General features: G+C 71.3%; 15 protein-coding genes. 12 read left to right on the forward strand and 3 right to left on the reverse strand.

Annotated elements, in window-relative coordinates; translation table 11 throughout:
- Nucleotides 1-366: 366 nt before the first annotated feature.
- Complete coding sequence (locus ACIRVH_RS13460) at nt 367-987, reverse strand: uridine kinase (RefSeq protein ID WP_403952004.1); 621 nt, start codon at nt 985-987, stop codon at nt 367-369.
- 255 nt (nt 988-1,242) lie between these two features.
- On the opposite strand from ACIRVH_RS13460, the gene ACIRVH_RS13465 reads away from it, so the two are divergent.
- The 5 genes from ACIRVH_RS13465 (at nt 1,243) to ACIRVH_RS13485 (ending at nt 6,348) form a co-directional block, all read left to right on the forward strand.
- Complete coding sequence (locus ACIRVH_RS13465; protein WP_403951843.1) at nt 1,243-2,199, forward strand: hypothetical protein; 957 nt, start codon at nt 1,243-1,245, stop codon at nt 2,197-2,199.
- Between the two features lie 43 nt (nt 2,200-2,242).
- Nucleotides 2,243-3,784: an amino acid permease gene (locus ACIRVH_RS13470; RefSeq protein WP_403951844.1), complete on the forward strand. Its 1,542-nt coding sequence runs from the start codon at nt 2,243-2,245 to the stop codon at nt 3,782-3,784.
- Nucleotides 3,785-3,992: 208 nt separating this feature from the next.
- The gene (locus ACIRVH_RS13475) at nt 3,993-5,366 is read left to right on the forward strand and encodes a peptidase C39 family protein (protein ID WP_403951847.1); all 1,374 of its coding nucleotides are present in this window, start codon (nt 3,993-3,995) and stop codon (nt 5,364-5,366) included.
- Between the two features lie 107 nt (nt 5,367-5,473).
- On the forward strand, nt 5,474-5,614 hold the full coding sequence (locus ACIRVH_RS13480) for an SCO1431 family membrane protein (protein ID WP_403951849.1): 141 nt from the start codon (nt 5,474-5,476) through the stop codon (nt 5,612-5,614).
- Nucleotides 5,615-5,688: 74 nt separating this feature from the next.
- A complete protein-coding gene (locus ACIRVH_RS13485) occupies nt 5,689-6,348 on the forward strand; it encodes a TetR/AcrR family transcriptional regulator (RefSeq protein ID WP_403951851.1) in 660 nt (219 codons plus the stop codon).
- A gap of 52 nt (nt 6,349-6,400) precedes the next feature.
- On the opposite strand, the gene ACIRVH_RS13490 is transcribed toward ACIRVH_RS13485, so the two are convergent.
- Nucleotides 6,401-7,639: a glycoside hydrolase family 18 protein gene (locus ACIRVH_RS13490; RefSeq protein ID WP_403951854.1), complete on the reverse strand. Its 1,239-nt coding sequence runs from the start codon at nt 7,637-7,639 to the stop codon at nt 6,401-6,403.
- Nucleotides 7,640-7,971: 332 nt separating this feature from the next.
- Between ACIRVH_RS13490 and ACIRVH_RS13495 the strand changes: the two genes are divergently transcribed.
- The 3 genes from ACIRVH_RS13495 to ACIRVH_RS13505 all read left to right on the forward strand — a co-directional run bounded on the left by ACIRVH_RS13495 (nt 7,972) and on the right by ACIRVH_RS13505 (nt 11,690).
- A complete protein-coding gene (locus ACIRVH_RS13495) occupies nt 7,972-9,144 on the forward strand; it encodes an acyl-CoA dehydrogenase family protein (protein ID WP_403951856.1) in 1,173 nt (390 codons plus the stop codon).
- Nucleotides 9,145-9,486: 342 nt separating this feature from the next.
- On the forward strand, nt 9,487-10,584 hold the full coding sequence (locus ACIRVH_RS13500) for a hypothetical protein (RefSeq protein ID WP_403951859.1): 1,098 nt from the start codon (nt 9,487-9,489) through the stop codon (nt 10,582-10,584).
- Between the two features lie 11 nt (nt 10,585-10,595).
- Nucleotides 10,596-11,690: a phosphotransferase family protein gene (locus ACIRVH_RS13505; RefSeq protein ID WP_403951861.1), complete on the forward strand. Its 1,095-nt coding sequence runs from the start codon at nt 10,596-10,598 to the stop codon at nt 11,688-11,690.
- A gap of 21 nt (nt 11,691-11,711) precedes the next feature.
- Here ACIRVH_RS13505 and ACIRVH_RS13510 read toward each other — a convergent pair whose 3' ends face one another.
- Entirely contained in the window at nt 11,712-12,149 is a 438-nt protein-coding gene (locus tag ACIRVH_RS13510) for a hypothetical protein (protein WP_403951864.1), read from the reverse strand.
- 234 nt (nt 12,150-12,383) lie between these two features.
- Between ACIRVH_RS13510 and ACIRVH_RS13515 the strand changes: the two genes are divergently transcribed.
- The 4 genes from ACIRVH_RS13515 (at nt 12,384) to fxsA (ending at nt 16,471) form a co-directional block, all read left to right on the forward strand.
- Nucleotides 12,384-12,824, forward strand: coding sequence for an Lrp/AsnC family transcriptional regulator (locus ACIRVH_RS13515; RefSeq protein WP_094220813.1), 441 nt, complete (start codon nt 12,384-12,386; stop codon nt 12,822-12,824).
- Nucleotides 12,825-12,876: 52 nt separating this feature from the next.
- Nucleotides 12,877-14,478 (forward strand): amidohydrolase, encoded by a 1,602-nt coding sequence (locus tag ACIRVH_RS13520; RefSeq protein WP_403951868.1) that lies wholly within the window; start codon nt 12,877-12,879, stop codon nt 14,476-14,478.
- A 535-nt stretch (nt 14,479-15,013) separates the two neighbouring features.
- The gene (locus ACIRVH_RS13525) at nt 15,014-15,808 is read left to right on the forward strand and encodes a polyprenol monophosphomannose synthase (protein ID WP_403951871.1); all 795 of its coding nucleotides are present in this window, start codon (nt 15,014-15,016) and stop codon (nt 15,806-15,808) included.
- Nucleotides 15,809-15,916: 108 nt separating this feature from the next.
- Nucleotides 15,917-16,471: an FxsA family membrane protein gene (fxsA, locus tag ACIRVH_RS13530; RefSeq protein WP_403951874.1), complete on the forward strand. Its 555-nt coding sequence runs from the start codon at nt 15,917-15,919 to the stop codon at nt 16,469-16,471.
- The last annotated feature ends 73 nt before the right edge of the window (nt 16,472-16,544 follow it).

Here is a 16,544-nt window from a genome sequence, read left to right on the forward strand (position 1 = left end):
GTCGAACCGCCGTGCCGCGGACCGGAGTTGCAGGTGCGCGAGGCAGCCGCTCGAAGGTCGCACCGAGGGCATCGTACCCGTGGGACGACCGCGCACCGAAGGGTGCCGCACAGGCCGTTTGACGAGGTGGGAGCAGACGGGGCGCACACGGAACGGTGACCGAGGGTGAGCGGATCGGTGCGCGAGGCGCCCTGGATCCGGGCCGCGGGCAGAACGAAGCCCCCGATCACGGGGGAACAACCGGGGGCTTCGCGTATGTGGGCGGCTCCGAATGGCCGCACATTGAGAACGTAAGACCTGTACGGTCCCCGGGTCAAGCGCCCCTGATGCAGTCAAAGAAGTTCCCCCGCAAGGGTCTTCACAAGTTCACCACACCGCGGACGATCCATCACCCTGGGTGACCATACGGTCCGGTTCTGCGGCCCTCGCGGGCCCCGGCCGTACCGCGTACCCCTGCGGCGTCTGGCGCACCAGGAGGTCGGCATGGGGGCGCGAGGGGTCGCCGGCGAAGTGCGCGTGCTCCGCCTGGACCCACCCGGCCCAGAACTCCCGCTGCTCCTCTCCGTCCCGCAGCCGGCCCCGTGCCCAGGACTCCTCGCGAGGCAGCTCCATCCACAGCAGCTCGGCCAGATACGGTCGCAGCGCCCGCCGGCCGGCGCCGACCCCCTCGATCACGACGACGGGAGCGGGCGGCAGCGGGAGTGGCGGGCCGAACGCGCGGGCCCGCCAGTCGTAAGGGGTGTACTGCGCGCTCTCGCCACGGGAGAGGGGCTCGATCACCTGGGTCAGCAGCCGGTCGGTCCAGTCGAAGAGCTGCTCATGGCTGGCGATGTCGTCCAGGTGCAGCACGGGCGCCCCGCCGAGCGCGGCGGCCAACCGCCCGGCGAAGGTGGACTTTCCGGAGCCTGCGTGCCCGTCGACGGCGATCAGCCGGACCGGCCCCACGGAGGGGGGAAGCCCGCGCAGCCGGGCGGCGAGGTCGTGAATGGCGATTCCCGAGGTGTGGTGCGGTGTGGGGGTGTTTTCCGGAAACAGTCTAGTAGCGGCCCATAGTGACTGGACCAATCGGGTGGCCGAAAAAGTCACTCCTTGAACCACTGGCTGACCGCCGGTCAATCGAAAGGATTAACATTCTCGGACCGTTGACCGGTATGTGAAACCCGGCGTTCCCGGTGCACCGAATGCTGAGTAAGGTGCCTGGTGCGCAACTGCGATGCGCCGAACGGGGACGGACAGGGGGACATGGTCGCGGAGTTATTCGAAGGGCACTATGTATGGCATCCGGCGGCCGACGACCGTGTCCTGGCGAGCGTATGCGTCGATGTGCGCGCCGGCCGATATCGATACGCGTCCGAGGCCCTCGCCGAGACGCGTTCCGACTTCGCCCTGCGCGCCCACCGCTCGCTGGTGCTGGCCTCCGAGGCGGCCGGTACCGACCTGGTGGAACGCTGGCTCGCCGAGGAACCGACCCCCGAAGCCGCGCTGATGTGGGCCCGGGTCGCGGTGCAGCGCGCGACCCGGGCCGCCGACGCACGCGACGAGCGGGCCGAGGCGCTGGAGCGGATCGCGCTGACCGCCTGCGACCGGGCGGGCGCCATGGCCCCCGACGACCCCACCCCCTGGGTCGCCAAGCTGGCCATGGCCCGGCTGCACCGGCTGCGCGACCCCGCACCGCAGGGCCTGCTCACCGCCCCGCCCGGACCCTGGCGGCTGTTCGCGCACATCCTGTCCCTGGACCCGTGGCACCGCGAGGGCCACCACCGCTTCCTGTCGTGCTTCTTCACCCGCCACGGCGGCTCGGTCAACGCGGCGTGGGACGTCGCCGCCTTCCTCAGCCAGCGGGCGCCCGCCGACTCCGCCCTCCGGCTGCTGCCGCTGGTCGCCCTGGTGGAGAGCTACAACCCCACCCAGCTGCTCGCCGACCGTGTCTGGGAACAGCCCCAGTGGCGCTCCACCGCGCTGGCGATCTACCAGAACTGGCTGCCCGCGGCGGCCGGTTACCGCTTCACCCCGGTGCTCGACCTGGCCTACCTCGCGCACGCGCTGGTCATGGCCCAGCGCGAGTTCGAGGCCCGGGCGGTCTTCACGGCGATGGGGCCGTACGCCTCGCGCATGCCCTGGAGTACCTTCGGTGACCCCGCCGAACAGCTCTCCCGGGCCCGGCGTGCCTGTGGTCTGCCCGTCCCGGGAGCCGCCTGATCCCGCACGTGCTCTGTCCCCCCACCGAGAGAAAGGCAGATCTGTGTCCGAACGGATATCGACTCCACGGGCGAAGGCTCGTGGGGGAGAGGACCCGGTCGTCATCGACGACGACGCGACCCTGCATGCGATGGGATATCCCCGGAAACTCACCCGGCGTTTCCAGGCGTTCGACAATTTCGCGATCTCCTTCACCATCATCAATATCCTCTCGGGTATTTTCTCGTCCTTCGGATACGGCATGAACGCGGGCGGCCCCCGCATTCTCGTGTTCGGCTGGATCGGCGTGTCCGTCATGGTGCTGTTCATCGGCGCCGCAATGGCGGAGGTCGCCTCCGCCTATCCGACGAGCGGTGCGCTGTATTTCTCGGCGGGCAAACTCGCCAAGCGGCACAAGGGCGCCTGGTCCTGGTTCACCGGCTGGCTGAACTTCGTGGGCCAGATCGGCGGCACCGCCGCCACCGGCTATGCCGCGGCCACCTTCATCCAGGCCTTCATCGCCCTGCAGTGGACCTCGTACCGGCCCACCGCGCACCAGACGGTCCTGATCACGGCCGTGATCATCGTGCTGCAGGGCCTCGCCAACACGTACACCGTCCAGCTCGTCGCCGTGCTGAACCGGATTTCCGTATGGTGGCTGCTGATCGGACTCGTGGTGATCGTCAGTACACTCATCGTGATGCCCGACCATCATCAGCCGGCGTCCTTCGTGACGCATTTCGAGAACAACACCGGCTTCACGAGCGGGCTTTACGGCGGGATGCTCGGGCTGCTGGTCACCAGCTGGACCTTCACCGGGTTCGACGGCAGCTTCCACATGTCCGAGGAAACGGTCCGCGCGACGGTGAACGCACCGCGGGGCATCACCCGCTCCATCGGCTATTCGGCGATCACCGGGCTGATCCTGATGCTGGCACTGGTCTACAGCATTAGCGACTACGGCAAGGTGGCGGGCTCCTCCGCGCCGCCCGTCCAGATTCTCATCGACGGCCTCGGCCTGGGCACCGCCAAGGTGATGCTCCTCATCGTCATCGGCGCGATGCTCTTCTGCGGCCTCGCCAACCTCACCAGCAACACCCGCCAGATCTTCGCCTTCTCCCGGGACGGTGCCATGCCCGGCTCGCGCCTGTGGCACTCGGTCTCTCCGCGCACCCGTACGCCCGTGAAGGCCGTGTGGCTCGCGGTGGCCTGCTCGCTCGCCCTGGTGGTCCCGGGCTGGTGGTCGCACACGGCGTTCACCGCGATCGTCAGCGTCAACGTGGTGGGGCTCTTCCTCGCCTACGCCGTGCCGATCTTCCTGCGGCTGCGGCTCGGTGACGAGTTCCAGCCCGGCCCCTGGCACCTGGGCCGCTGGGGCAGGCCGATCGGCTGGCTCGCGGTGATCTGGATCGGGCTCAGCAGCGTCCTGTTCATGCTGCCGCAGGCCTCGCCGATCACCGTCGACTCCTTCAACTACGCGCCCATCGCGCTGGCCGCCGTCCTGGTCGTGGCCACGGTGTGGTGGTTCGCCACCGCACGCCGCCGCTTCCAGGGTCCGGTCAGCTACGGCGGTCCCGACGAGGTCGCCGCGATGGACCTCGTCTGACCCGCACCGACCATGGCCCCGGCGCACTGCACTCCGTCCGCGCCGGGGCCGTCGTGCACCTCCCCGCGAGCCGCTCCAGTGGCCCAGACCAATATTGGTGGCGCGCCGTGCGCGTAAGTGCTGGCAGGGGCATGCCGTCTCCTCCATAGTTGGCGCACAACCACACCGGACCAGGAACGACTCGGATACTTGGGGGTTGACCGAGCCCATGAGCAGAGCCCAGCGACCGTCCCGCCGCACCGTCCTCACCGCCGCCTTGGTCGCCGCGGTCACCTCCGGGGCCGTACCCGCGGCCGCCGCCACCGCGAAGGCGACCGCTGCCGACGCGGACGACCCCGCGCAGGGGCCGGCCCGTCCCATCGACCACCACGCCTGGACCACGTACCGCGACTGGCGCAGCGGCACCTCCGAGGGCGTCCGGGCCGTCTCCGGCCTTCGCCCCGGCGCCGAGATCGCCACCGCCGCAGGCCGCACCGACTACACCGACCCGCACACCGGCACCACCGCGGCCTGGGAGTACGCGACCTGGACCTCCCCGGTCCACCGGCTCGCCGTGCCCGCGACGGAGGTCATCGCCTCCTGGAACGCGCACACCCCCGACGGCACCTGGCTCCAGGTCGAGCTGCGGGGCACGTACTCCGACGGCACCGACACACCCTGGTACGTGATGGGCCGCTGGGCGTCCGGGGACCGGGACATCAAGCGGACCTCGGTGGACGGCCAGAAGGACGGCAAGAGCGCGATCTGGACCGACACTTTCGCCGTCGACGACGCGAGCACCGGCCTGCGGCTGGCCTCGTACCGGCTGCGCCTGACCCTCTACCGCAGGCCGGACACCCGGCTCACCCCGACCGTCTGGCGGCTCGGTGCGATGGGATCCGACATCCCCGACCGCTTCACCGTGCCGGCCTCCACGCCCGGGCTCGCCGGGGAACTGGGCGTCCCGCGCTACTCGCAGGAGATCCACAAGGGCCAGTACCCGGAGTACGACAACGGCGGCGAGGCCTGGTGCAGTCCCACCTCCTCGCAGATGATCGTCGAGTACTGGGGCGGCCGGCTCACCTCCGAGCAGCTGTCCTGGGTCGACCCGTCCTACGCCGACCCGCAGGTGGACCACGCGGCCCGCTTCACCTACGACTACCAGTACCAGGGCTGCGGCAACTGGCCCTTCAACGCCGCCTACGCGGCCACGTTCAAGGACCTCCAGGGCGTGGTCACCCGGCTCGCCTCGCTCACCGACCTGGAGACGCTGATCGAGGCCGGCATCCCGGCCATAACGTCCCAGTCCTTCCTGAAGACCGAGCTGACCGGCGCCGGGTACGGCACCTCGGGTCACCTGATGACCGTGATCGGCTTCACCGCGGACGGCGACGTGATCGCGGGCGACCCGGCCTCGGCCGACGACGCGGCGGTACGGCGGGTCTACCTGCGGCGCGAGTTCGAGAACATCTGGCTGAGGACCAAGCGGTACAACGCCTCCGGCAAGGTCGTCTCCGGCACCGGAGGGGTCTGCTACCTCTACTTCCCGGCCCACCCGAATCCGCGCCAGCGCAAGGCGCTCAAGGCGGTGGGGGTGTGCTGACCCGGCCCGTGTGAGCAAGGTCTCCGCCGCAAACGCCGTCGCGGGTGGCAAGGTGGACAAATGGGTGGGGGGATTCCACTCCGTACGTCCGACCTCTGCGAGAAACCATGACCGCACAGCAGGCCACCGCCACCCGCGTCCGCACCGGCGGCCCCCAGGAAGACGGCCCGAAGATCCTCGAGCACGTCATGGGCTGGGTGCTTGTCGCGGTGGTCGCGATGCTCGTGACCCAGCTCGGCCTGCTCTGACCCGACGCCTTACCCGGTCGGCATGTTCTGACATACTTCGGATGTCCCACCGACCTCCTAGACCAGGGTCGAAATTGAATATGCGTCAACAGCGTGCCGCCGTCCGTCCCCGGGCGCGCGGCACCGAGCGTTCCGTGGCGCGTCGCGCCGAACTCATCGCCATCGGGCGGAGGCTGTTCGCCGACACGTCCTACGACGCGCTGTCCATGGACGACATCGCCCGGCAGGCGCATGTCGCCAAGGGGCTGATCTACTACTACTTCCAGTCCAAGCGCGGCTACTACCTGGCGATCATCCGGGACTCCGTCGCCGACCTGGTCACCTTCGCCGCGAGCGGCCTGGAACTCCCCGCCGTGGACCGCGTCCACCGCACCGTCGACACCTACCTGCGCTTCGCCGAGCACCACCAGGCCGCCTACCGCACCATTGTCAGCGGCGGGGTCGGCTTCGACACCGAGGTGCACGCCATCCGGGACGGTGTGCGCGAGGCGATCATCGACACCATCGCCGAGGGCGCCTACGGCGGCAGCGACATCGCCCCGCTCGCCCGCATGGGTCTGCTCGCCTGGGTGTGCAGCGTCGAGGGGGCCACCCTCGACTGGATAGACCGCCCCGCAGTCTCCCGCGACACCATGCGCGACCTGCTGGTGAAGACGCTCGGCGGATCCCTGCGCGCCGTGGCGGAACTGGACCCGTCCTACCCGGTCCCGCTCCCGGCCCGCCGCGACGCCTGACGGCGAGGAGCGGAGGCTCGTGGTCCTCCGCTCCAGGCCCCCTGCTCCGGGGCTAGTCGATCGCCTTGATCAGCTCACCGTTCGTGGTGTCGCCGCTCAGCTCCCAGAAGAAGGTGCCGCCGAGGCCCTGCTGGTTCTTGTACGTCATCTTCGTGGCGATGGTCGCCGGGGTGTCGTAACTCCACCAGTTGTTGCCGCACTTGGCGTAGGCCGTGCCGCCCACGGTGCCGGTCGCCGGGCACTTGGTCCTGAGCACCTTGTAGTCGTCGATGCCCTGCTCGTACGTCCCCGCCGCCGGGCCCGTCGCCGTGCCGCCCGGCGCCGCCTGCGTGACCCCGGTCCAGCCGCGCCCGTAGAAGCCGATGCCGAGCAGCAGCTTGGCTGCGGGAACGCCGAGGCCCTTCAGCTTGGCGACGGTCGCCGAGGTGTAGTAGTTCGCCTTCGGGATGCCCGAGTAGGAGTTCAACGGGGAGTGCGGGGCGGTCGGGCCGGTCGAGTCCCAGGCGCCGAAGTAGTCGTACGTCATCGGGTTGTACCAGTCGACGTACTGCGCCGCGCCCGCGTAGTTCGCCGCGTCGATCTTGCCGCCGGCGGTGGCGTCGGCGGTGATCGCCGCGGTGACCAGGCTGCCCGAGCCGAACTTGGACCGCAGGGCCGCCATGACGTTCTTGAAGGCCTCCCGGCCGCTGGTGTCGCAGGTGTTGCCGCAGGCGTTCGGGTACTCCCAGTCGATGTCGATGCCGTCGAAGACGCCCGCCCACTTGGAGTTCTTCACCAGGTCGTAGCAGGACTGGGCGAAGGCGGCCGGGTTCTTCGCGGCCTCGCCGAAGCCGCTGGACCAGGTCCAGCCGCCGAAGGACCACAGGACCTTCAGACCGGGGTGCTTCTTCTTCAGCTTCAGCAGCTGGTTGAAGTTGCCGCGCAGCGGCTGGTCCCAGGTGTCGGCGACCCCGTCCACGGACTCGGCGGCGGTGTAGGCACGGTCGGTGGCGGCGTAGGAGTCGCCCATGGCGCACTTGCCGCCGGTGACGTTGCCGAACGCGTAGTTGATGTGGGTCAGCCTGGCCGCGGAGCCCGAGGTCTCGATGTTCTTGACGTAGTACTTGCGGTCGTACGTGCCCCATTCGGTGAAGTAGCCGACGACCTTGGAGCCGGCCTTCAGCTGGGGAGCGGCCGGCGCGGCCGCGGTGGCGGTGCCCGCCCCGGCCGGCAGCCCGGCTCCCAGGACGGCGGAACAGGCGGCGGCGACCAGCGCCCGGAACCCTGCGCGGGGGCGGTGGGGAGTGTGCATCGGGTGGCTCCTCGTGGGGGAGAGGGGAACGCGCGCCGATTGGCATGAACGCGGTAAAGCGTTGGTCATGCACGGTAGGAGGACTAGACCACTGCGTCAATGGTTCGGACCAATTTCGGAGGTGGGGAGAGTTCCGATTGGATTCTTGAAGTAAGCGGTCGTTAACTGGTGACGGGAGGCCGCTGATCGGGCATACTCACGGCACAGAGCCGCTGGTCAGCCGCTTCCGAGACCCGGGAGCGGGCGCCTTCGGCGAACCGGAACGACCAGGCGGAGCCGCCCCACCCACGGCGCATCCGCTGATGTGCCCGAACAGGGAGGAGACCGACGCGATGTCCGACCGCGACCCGCAGCCGGTGGAGCGTCAGCTGCCGACGGAAGAGGCGAGGGATCTGCTCGCGCTCGTCCGTGAGATCGCGCAGCGCGAGATCACGCCGAAGGCGGCCGAGGAGGAGGACGCCGGACGCTTCCCGCGCGAGGTCTTCACCCTGCTCTCGAACTCGGGCCTGCTGGGGCTGCCGTACGACTCCGAGTACGGCGGCGGCGAGCAGCCCTACGAGGTCTACCTCCAGGTCCTGGAGGAGTTGGCCGCGGCCCGTCTCACCGTCGGCCTCGGCGTCAGCGTGCACACGCTCGCCTCCTACGCCCTCGCCGCCTACGGCACCAAGCAGCAGCAGGTCGAGCACCTGCCCGCGATGCTCGGCGGCGGCCTGCTCGGCGCCTACTGCCTCTCCGAGCCGTCCTCCGGTTCGGACGCGGCCTCCCTGCGCACCAAGGCCGTCCGGGACGGCGACGGCTGGGTGATCACCGGCACCAAGGCCTGGATCACGCACGGCGGGATCGCCGACTTCTACACCGTGATGGCCCGCACCGGCGACGACGGCCCGCGCGGGATCACCGCGTTCCTGGTGCCGGGGGACGCCGAGGGGCTGAGCGGCGCGGCGCCCGAGAAGAAGATGGGCATGAAGGGCAGCCCCACCGCCCAGGTCCACTTCGACGGCGTGCGGGTCTCCGACGACCGGCGCATCGGTGAGGAGGGCCAGGGCTTCTCGATCGCCCTGTCCGCGCTCGACTCCGGGCGGCTCGGCATCGCTGCCTGCGCCATCGGCGTGGCCCAGGCCGCACTGGACGAGGCGGTCGGCTACGCCACCGAGCGCCGGCAGTTCGGCCGCCCCATCGCCGACTTCCAGGGCCTGCGCTTCATGATCGCCGACATGGCGACCCAGATCGAGGCCGGCCGCGCGCTGTACCTCGCGGCCGCCCGGCTGCGCGACGCGGGCAGGCCGTTCGCCAAGCAGGCGGCCATGGCCAAGCTGCACTGCACCGACACGGCGATGAAGGTCGCCACTGACGCCGTGCAGATCCTCGGCGGCTACGGCTACACCGCCGACTTCCCGGCCGAGCGCTACATGCGCGAGGCGAAGGTCCTGCAGATCGTCGAGGGCACCAACCAGATCCAGCGGATGGTCATCGCCCGTCACGTGGCAGGGCCGGAGGGTCGCTGAACTGCCCCCTGCGCACCGTCGGGGCCGCCAGCCTGACCCACTCCGGGTCGTGGCGGCCCGGCAGGGTGCGGCCCCGGTCCTCCCAGGTGCGCATCAGGGCACGGTAGATGGGCGGGTCCTGCGGCGCGGGCGGCGGAACCGATTCTGCTGGGCGGGGCACGAAGATGCGGCGCTGGCGCCCGGTCGCCCAGTACGTGACGGTCATGCCTGGGGAACGCGACGGACACCGGCCAGGTCACGGGCGGGCGGAATCGAGCGCGAGTTCACGGGCGTCCGGTTCCGGCTCTGGTCTCCTCCGAGCATCTGACGTACCGTCAGCGAACTGTCTCCCAGGGGGTGTCCGTGGCCGACGACCGTCCCGTACCGCTCGACGAGTACCCCGTCCACCAGGTGCCGCTGTCCATGAAGCACGTGGCGACCGGGGACCGGAACGCCTACGACCGCTGCATCTTCCACGTCTTCGACCACACCGGCCGCGCCCTGCTCATCCTCGGCCTCGGCGTCTACCCCAACCTGGGCGTGATCGACGCCTACGCGACCCTTCGCACCGGTGACACCCTGCACGCCGTCCGCGCCTCGGACGCGCTCGGCGACGACCGGATGCGGCTCGCCGTCGGCCCGCTGCGCATCGAGGTCCAGGAGCCGCTGGGACGGCTGCGCCTGGTCTGCGAGGACGACCTGTCGTACGACCTCACCTGGACCGCGGCCTTCCCGGCCCTGTGGGAACCCCACCACCTCCAGCGCCGCGGCGACCGGCTCACCCTGGAGGGGCGCAGGTTCGTCCAGGCGGGCACGGTGACGGGCGTGATCCGGGCGGGCGGCGAGGAGTTCGACGTCTCCTCGGAGGGCTGGACCGGCACCCGGGACCGCAGCTGGGGCGTACGGCCGGTGCCGGGGGAGGAGGGCGGACGGCTCGCCGAGGACCACCCGACCGAGGGCTTCCACTGGATCTGGTGCCCGGTCCGCTTCGAGGACCGCTTCCTGATGGTCATCGTCCAGGAGGACGCCGACGGCCACCGCTCCCTGAACGACGCCACCCTGCTCCGCCCCGGCCACCGCGACCGCCAACTGGGCTGGCCCCAGGCCGAGATCACCTATCGCTCCGGCACCCGCCACCCCGAGCGCGCGGTCATCCACCTCGGCGACCCGCGCAAACCGCTGGAGCTGGAGGCGGAGATCCTGGCCTCCTCGCCGCTCGCGGTCGGCGCCGGCTATCCGCCGGCGGACGACTGGCAGCACGGAACCTGGCAGGGCCGGGGATGGGTCGACCGTCGTACCTACGACATGGCGTCGCCGCACCCCCTCGCCGCCTACGGCGTCACCGACCACTCCGCCCGCTTCCGGATGGACGGACAGACGGGCTACGGCATCTTCGAGCACGGTTCGTTCGGCCGGCACGACCCGAGCGGCTTCACGGGCTTCGACTCGGTCGCACCCTGAGGGAGGACGAGATGGCCACGGCACCGCGGCCGCGCACCAGCACCCGCGACCCCGAGGAACTCACCCGGCGCCTCACGGCCTGGCTCGGCACCCGGCTGCCCGGGGCCAAGGCCGTCGGCGTCACCGTCCCGGCCTCCAACGGGATGTCCAGCGAGACCCTGCTGTTCGACCTCGAGCACCCCCGACCACCCCTGCGTTCCTGCGCGTTGCGGCTCGCGGCGGACCCGGCGGCGTACACCGTCTTCCCGGAGTACGACATGGCCCGCCAGTACCGCACCCTGAAGCTCGTGGCCGACCGCACCGACGTTCCGGTGCCCCGGGTGCTGTGGCTGGAGGAGGACCCGGAGCCGCTCGGGGCGCCGTTCTTCGTCATGGAACGGGTCGCCGGACGGGTGCCGCCGGACGTCATGCCGTACACGTACGAGGGCAGTTGGCTGCACGCGGCGAGCGACGCGGAGCGCGACCACCTGGAGGCCGCCACGGTCGCTCTGCTCGCCCGGCTGCACGACCAAGTTCCCCTGCATGAAGCCGAGTTCCTCGCCGTCCCGGAGGAAGGCGACGCCCTGCGCCGGCATGTGACGGCCCAACGGGCCTACTACTCCTGGGTGATCGACGGGCTCGCCCGCTCACCCCTGATCGAGGCCGCGTTCGACCGGCTGGAGCAGCTGTGGCCGCGCGAGCCCGGCACACCCGTCCTCACCTGGGGCGACGCGCGGATCGGGAACGTCGTCTACGACGGCTTCGACCCCGTCGCCGTCCTCGACTGGGAGATGGCGGCCCTCGCCCCGCGCGAGGTGGACCTCGGCTGGACCGTCTACCTGCACCGCTTCTTCCACGACCTCACGGTCGCCTCCGGACAGCGCGGACTGCCCGACTTGCTGCGCCGCGACCGCATCGAGGCCCGCTACTCCGGACTGACCGGCCACACCCCGCGGGACATGGAGTTCTACACCCTCTACGCGGCCCTGCGGCACGCGATCGTCATGCTGCGCGTCGCGTACCGCCAGGCGCACTTCGGAGAGGTCGCCGTCCCGGCGGACCCGGACACACTGATCCTGCACCACGGCAGTCTGCGCGCCATGGTGCAGGGCAGCTACTGGGATTGAGCCGGGCCGGTCCGCGGGGACTCAGGCGGCCTGGCGACGCATCTCCGGTACGCGCATCGGGCGCGAGCCCGGGCCGCCGACGTGCGAGAAGGGCTGCGTCCGCCAGTTCAGACCCTGGGGGAGCGTGAGCAGCAGGGCCATGTCCTGCTCCTGCGGCTCGAAGGACTCGTCCGCGGGGCGGGCGTCGGCCGCCGCACGGCCCGTGCCCGCGCAGACCGTGAGCCCGAACGGGTTCCACGGCGAGGCGCACAGCGCGTGCTCCGGCAGGATCTCCTCGTCCGCCAGGAGCGCGATCGGCTGCGCGCAGTCCGGGCAGATCACCCGGTACATCTCGAAGGTGTCGTAGGCGTCGAGCTCATCGGCCTCGAGGGCGTCGGGTTCGACACCCTCCGGCTCGGGCTCGACCACCGGCTGCTGCCGCTTGGACGCGGAACGACCAGGGCGCTTGAGACTCTGCATGGGTTTCTCCCCCTAAGGCTGGGCCGTGAAGGCACTGCGGCCTCGACCACACCAAGCACTTCCCGTCCGCTCCAGGCGGTAATCACGAGAACATCACGGAGGCCGTTCGGGTGCTGTGGCGTTCGTCACATGCCGTGCGCAGGTGCCCAGTGCGGTCCTTTTTGCGCCGGAGCGGGTGTGACCTGCGTTGCTGAGCTATCCGAGGAGATCAACCGCACGGTAGGTTTTGGCGCCATGGAGGAGCTGGACCGTCAGATCGTGCAGCTGCTCGTCAAGGACGGGCGGATGAGCTACACCGACCTGGGCAAGGCCACGGGCCTGTCCACGTCGGCGGTGCACCAGCGGGTGCGCCGGCTCGAACAGCGTGGTGTCATCCGCGGCTACGCCGCGGTGGTCGACCCGGAGGCCGTCGGGCTGCCCATGACGGCGTTCATCTCGGTGAAACCCTTCGACCCCAGCGCCCCCGACGACATCTCGGACCGCCTCGCCGGCGTCCCCGAGATCGAGGCCTGCCACAGCGTCGCCGGCGACGAGAACTACATCCTCAAGGTGCGCGTGGCCACCCCGCACGAACTGGAGGAGCTGCTCGCCCGGGTCCGCACCCTGGCCGGCGTCTCCACCCGCACCACCGTCGTGCTGTCCACCCCCTACGAGGCGCGTCCCCCGAAGATCTGAACCGGCCGCCCCGGTGCCCCCGGCCTCCCGTGCACGCGAGAGACTGTGGGGCATGAGCGAGCAGTCCGCCGACCCCAAGACCGTCCTCCTGCGCCGCGGAGAGGTCCACAGCCCCGCCGACCCCTTCGCCACCGCGATGGTGGTGGAGCGCGGCCAGGTCGCCTGGGTCGGCTCCGAGGGCGCCGCCGACGCCTTCGCCGACGGCGTGGACGAGGTGGTCGACCTCGACGGCGCCCTGGTCACCCCGGCGTTCACCGACGCCCATGTGCACACCACCGCCACGGGCCTCGCCCTGACCGGCCTGGACCTGTCCGACGCCCCGTCCCTGGAGGCGGCCCTCGCGCTCGTCCGCGACTTCGCCGCGGCCCGCCCCGACGACCGGGTCCTGCTCGGCCACGGCTGGGACGCCGCCCGCTGGCCCGGCGGCCGTCCGCCGACGCGCGCGGAACTCGACGCGGCCACCGGCGGCCGCCCCCTGTACCTCTCCCGCATCGACGTCCACTCGGCGGTCGTCACCTCGGCACTGCTCGACCTCGTGCCCGGTCTCGGCCCGGTCGACGGTCCGCTGACCGCCGACGACCACCACGCGGCGCGCGAGGCCGCCCTCGCCGCCATCACCCCCGCCCAGCGCGCCGAGGCCCAGCGCACCGCCCTCGCCCACGCCGCCTCCCTCGGGATCGGCTCCGTGCACGAGTGCGGCGGCCCGAAGATCTCCTCCGAGGACGACTTCACGGACCTGCTCAAGCTCGCCGCCGAGGTGCCGGGGCCGCGCGTCATCGGCTACTGGGCGGAACAGGATGTCGACAAGGCGCGCGCACTGGGCGCCCGCGGCGCCGCAGGCGACCTCTTCGTGGACGGCGCCCTCGGCTCGCACACCGCCTGCGTGCACGAGCCCTACGCCGACGCGACCCACACCGGCACCGCCTACCTGGACGCCGACGCCGTCGCCGGCCATGTCGTCGCCTGCACCGAGGCCGGGCTCCAGGCGGGCTTCCACGCCATCGGCGACGTCGCCGTCGACGCCGTGGTGGAGGGCGTGCGCGCAGCCGCCGAGAAGGTCGGCCTCGCCCGCGTCCGCGCAGCCCGGCACCGTGTCGAGCACGCCGAGATGCTCACCCCCGAGACCGTCGCCGCCTTCGCCGAGCTGGGCCTGATCGCCTCGGTCCAGCCCGCCTTCGACGCGCTCTGGGGCGGGGAGGACGGCATGTACGCCGCCCGCCTCGGCGCCGAGCGGGCCCGCACCCTCAATCCGTTCGCCGCCCTGCTGCGTGCCGGTGTGCCGCTCGCGTTCGGCTCCGACAGCCCGGTCACCCCGCTCGACCCCTGGGGCACCGTCCGTGCCGCCGCGTTCCACCGGACCCCGGAGCACCGGGTCTCCGTGCGTGCCGCGTTCACCGCGCACACGCGCGGCGGCTGGCGGGCCATCGGCCGCGACGACGCGGGCGTCCTGGTGCCCGGCGCGCCCGCCGACTACGCCGTCTGGCGGACCGACGAACTGATCGTCCAGGCCCCCGACGACCGCGTGGCCCGCTGGTCCACCGACCCGCGCTCCGGCACCCCCGGCCTGCCCGACCTCACACCGGGCCGTGACCTGCCGGTCTGCCTGCGCACCGTCGTGGGCGGGCGGACCGTGTTCGTAGGGCCGGGCGAGTGATCTCCCGGGGTGGCGCGGTGGTGATCGTTCCCCGCCGCGGCGTCGCCCGACCTGCGAATCCTCTGGGTTCACCACGGTCGGGTGGGCATCGGTGCAGGTCAGACGGTTGTTGACAGTCGACGGCCGGGGGCCGGTAGGTTCGGCCGAGTCCACCACCGGACGCCCGACCGGGGAGTGTTCGCGCACTCGTCGCAGCGCCGCTGGGTCAGGGACGGTGTGCCGCACCGGGGCACCGTCACTGGGAGCCAGGCTCAGCGCCCGCGCCGACGAGGGAACGTTCCGGCCGGTCGGCAAGGTGTGACCCGGGTGGGGCCCGGGTGCTCAGTAGACAACGGCTTTCGGTCGTCCCGCAGCCAGCGGGGCCCAGGTCGGCCCGAAGGGCGCCGGGCCCCCATCCGTCGCGGCACGCAGGTGCCGAAAAGTACGTTCTTACCCCACTCTTGTGGAATCGACACCAGCGTACGAACGAGAGGGAACGTCATCCCAGGCCGCGGCCACTATGGTGGACGCCTGCGTACGACACGAAGGGGCAGCAGTGAACGACGGCGACGGGGCCCTCGCGGCCAAGGCCCAGGGGAGGCAGTTCGGTCCGCTCGGCACGGCCTTGGTGATCATCCCGACCTACAACGAGGCGGAGAACATCAAGACCATCGTCGGCCGGGTGCGCAAGGCCGTCCCCGAGGCGCACGTCCTGGTGGCGGACGACAACAGCCCCGACGGCACGGGCAAGCTGGCCGACGAGCTGGCCGCCGAGGACGAGCACGTCCAGGTACTGCACCGCAAGGGCAAGGAGGGCCTGGGCGCCGCCTACCTCGCGGGCTTCCGCTGGGGCCTGGAGCACGGCTACGGCGTGCTGGTCGAGATGGACGCCGACGGCTCCCACCAGCCCGAGGAGCTGCCCCGGCTGCTCACCGCCCTCAAGGGCGCCGACCTGGTGCTCGGCTCGCGCTGGGTGCCCGGCGGCCGGGTGGTGAACTGGCCCAAGTCCAGGGAGTTCCTCTCGCGCGGTGGCAGCACCTACTCGCGCCTCCTGCTCGACGTGCCGATCCGCGATGTGACCGGCGGCTACCGCGCGTTCCGCCGCGAGACCCTCGAAGGGCTCGGACTCGACAAGGTCGCCTCGCAGGGGTACTGCTTCCAGGTCGACCTGGCCCGGCGCGCGGTCAGGGCCGGCTACCACGTCGTCGAGGTGCCCATCACGTTCGTGGAGCGGGAACTCGGCGACTCCAAGATGAGCCGGAACATCGTCGTGGAGGCGCTGTGGCGGGTCACCGCCTGGGGCGTCGGCGAGCGCGTCGGCAAGCTCACGGGCAAGGGCAAGCAGGCCTAGGGCTGGCCTAGGGCCTGTCCGCGGCTCCACAGCTGCGGCTGATCGTCCCCGTATCCCGCCCGTGTCCCGCTTATCTCGCACTGAGCCGCGTCCAGGCACACTGGGAGCATGACGACTGGCGTTCCCACTTCTCCGTCCACCGCCCGGCCCCGGCGTTCCCGGCTGCGCAGGTACCTGCCGCCGGGCATCGCCGTGTGGCTGGTGCTGGAGATCTGGCTGCTGACGCAGGTCGCCGGTGTGGCGGGCGGTCCCACCGTGTTCCTGCTCCTGGTGGCGGGCTTCGTCGCCGGCTCCGTGGTCATCAAGCGGGCCGGGCGGCGCGCCTTCCAGAACCTCAACGAGGCGCTGCAGAGTGGCGGGTCGCCGACGCGCGGCGGCGGCAACGGCCTGATGATGCTCGGCGGCCTGCTGCTGATGATCCCGGGCCTGATCTCCGACGCGGCCGGCCTGCTCCTGCTGCTCCCGCCCGTCCAGAAGGCCGTGGGCCGCTTCGCGGAGCGCACCCTCGACCGGAGCCTGCGCAAGGCCGCCCCGGGCACCCTGGGCGACGCCTTCCAGCAGGTCCGCATCCACCGCCCCGACGGCAAGGTGGTGCAGGGCGAGGTGATCAGGCAGGACACCGGCCGGGAGCCGGGCGAGCAGTGGCCACCCCTGACCCGCTGAGTCGGGCCGGGCTGCGCGGCTGAGTCGAGAGCTCGGCCGCGCGGCCGTCTGCGGGCAGCACCACACGCAGCTG

Source organism: Streptomyces sp. NPDC101165, assembly GCF_044768135.1.
In the GTDB taxonomy this organism is placed as follows: Bacteria; Actinomycetota; Actinomycetes; order Streptomycetales; family Streptomycetaceae; genus Streptomyces.

What these genes read in the sequence shown, in the direction of transcription:
- ACIRVH_RS13465 (WP_403951843.1), top strand. Translation starts at nt 1,243, where the DNA reads ATGGTCGCGGAGTTATTCGAAGGGCACTATGTATGGCATCCGGCGGCC.
- ACIRVH_RS13475 (WP_403951847.1), top strand. Translation starts at nt 3,993, where the DNA reads ATGAGCAGAGCCCAGCGACCGTCCCGCCGCACCGTCCTCACCGCCGCC.
- ACIRVH_RS13480 (WP_403951849.1), top strand. Translation starts at nt 5,474, where the DNA reads ATGACCGCACAGCAGGCCACCGCCACCCGCGTCCGCACCGGCGGCCCC.
- ACIRVH_RS13490 (WP_403951854.1), bottom strand. Translation starts at nt 7,639, where the DNA reads ATGCACACTCCCCACCGCCCCCGCGCAGGGTTCCGGGCGCTGGTCGCC.
- ACIRVH_RS13495 (WP_403951856.1), top strand. Translation starts at nt 7,972, where the DNA reads ATGTCCGACCGCGACCCGCAGCCGGTGGAGCGTCAGCTGCCGACGGAA.
- ACIRVH_RS13505 (WP_403951861.1), top strand. Translation starts at nt 10,596, where the DNA reads ATGGCCACGGCACCGCGGCCGCGCACCAGCACCCGCGACCCCGAGGAA.
- ACIRVH_RS13510 (WP_403951864.1), bottom strand. Translation starts at nt 12,149, where the DNA reads ATGCAGAGTCTCAAGCGCCCTGGTCGTTCCGCGTCCAAGCGGCAGCAG.
- ACIRVH_RS13515 (WP_094220813.1), top strand. Translation starts at nt 12,384, where the DNA reads ATGGAGGAGCTGGACCGTCAGATCGTGCAGCTGCTCGTCAAGGACGGG.
- ACIRVH_RS13520 (WP_403951868.1), top strand. Translation starts at nt 12,877, where the DNA reads ATGAGCGAGCAGTCCGCCGACCCCAAGACCGTCCTCCTGCGCCGCGGA.
- fxsA (WP_403951874.1), top strand. Translation starts at nt 15,917, where the DNA reads ATGACGACTGGCGTTCCCACTTCTCCGTCCACCGCCCGGCCCCGGCGT.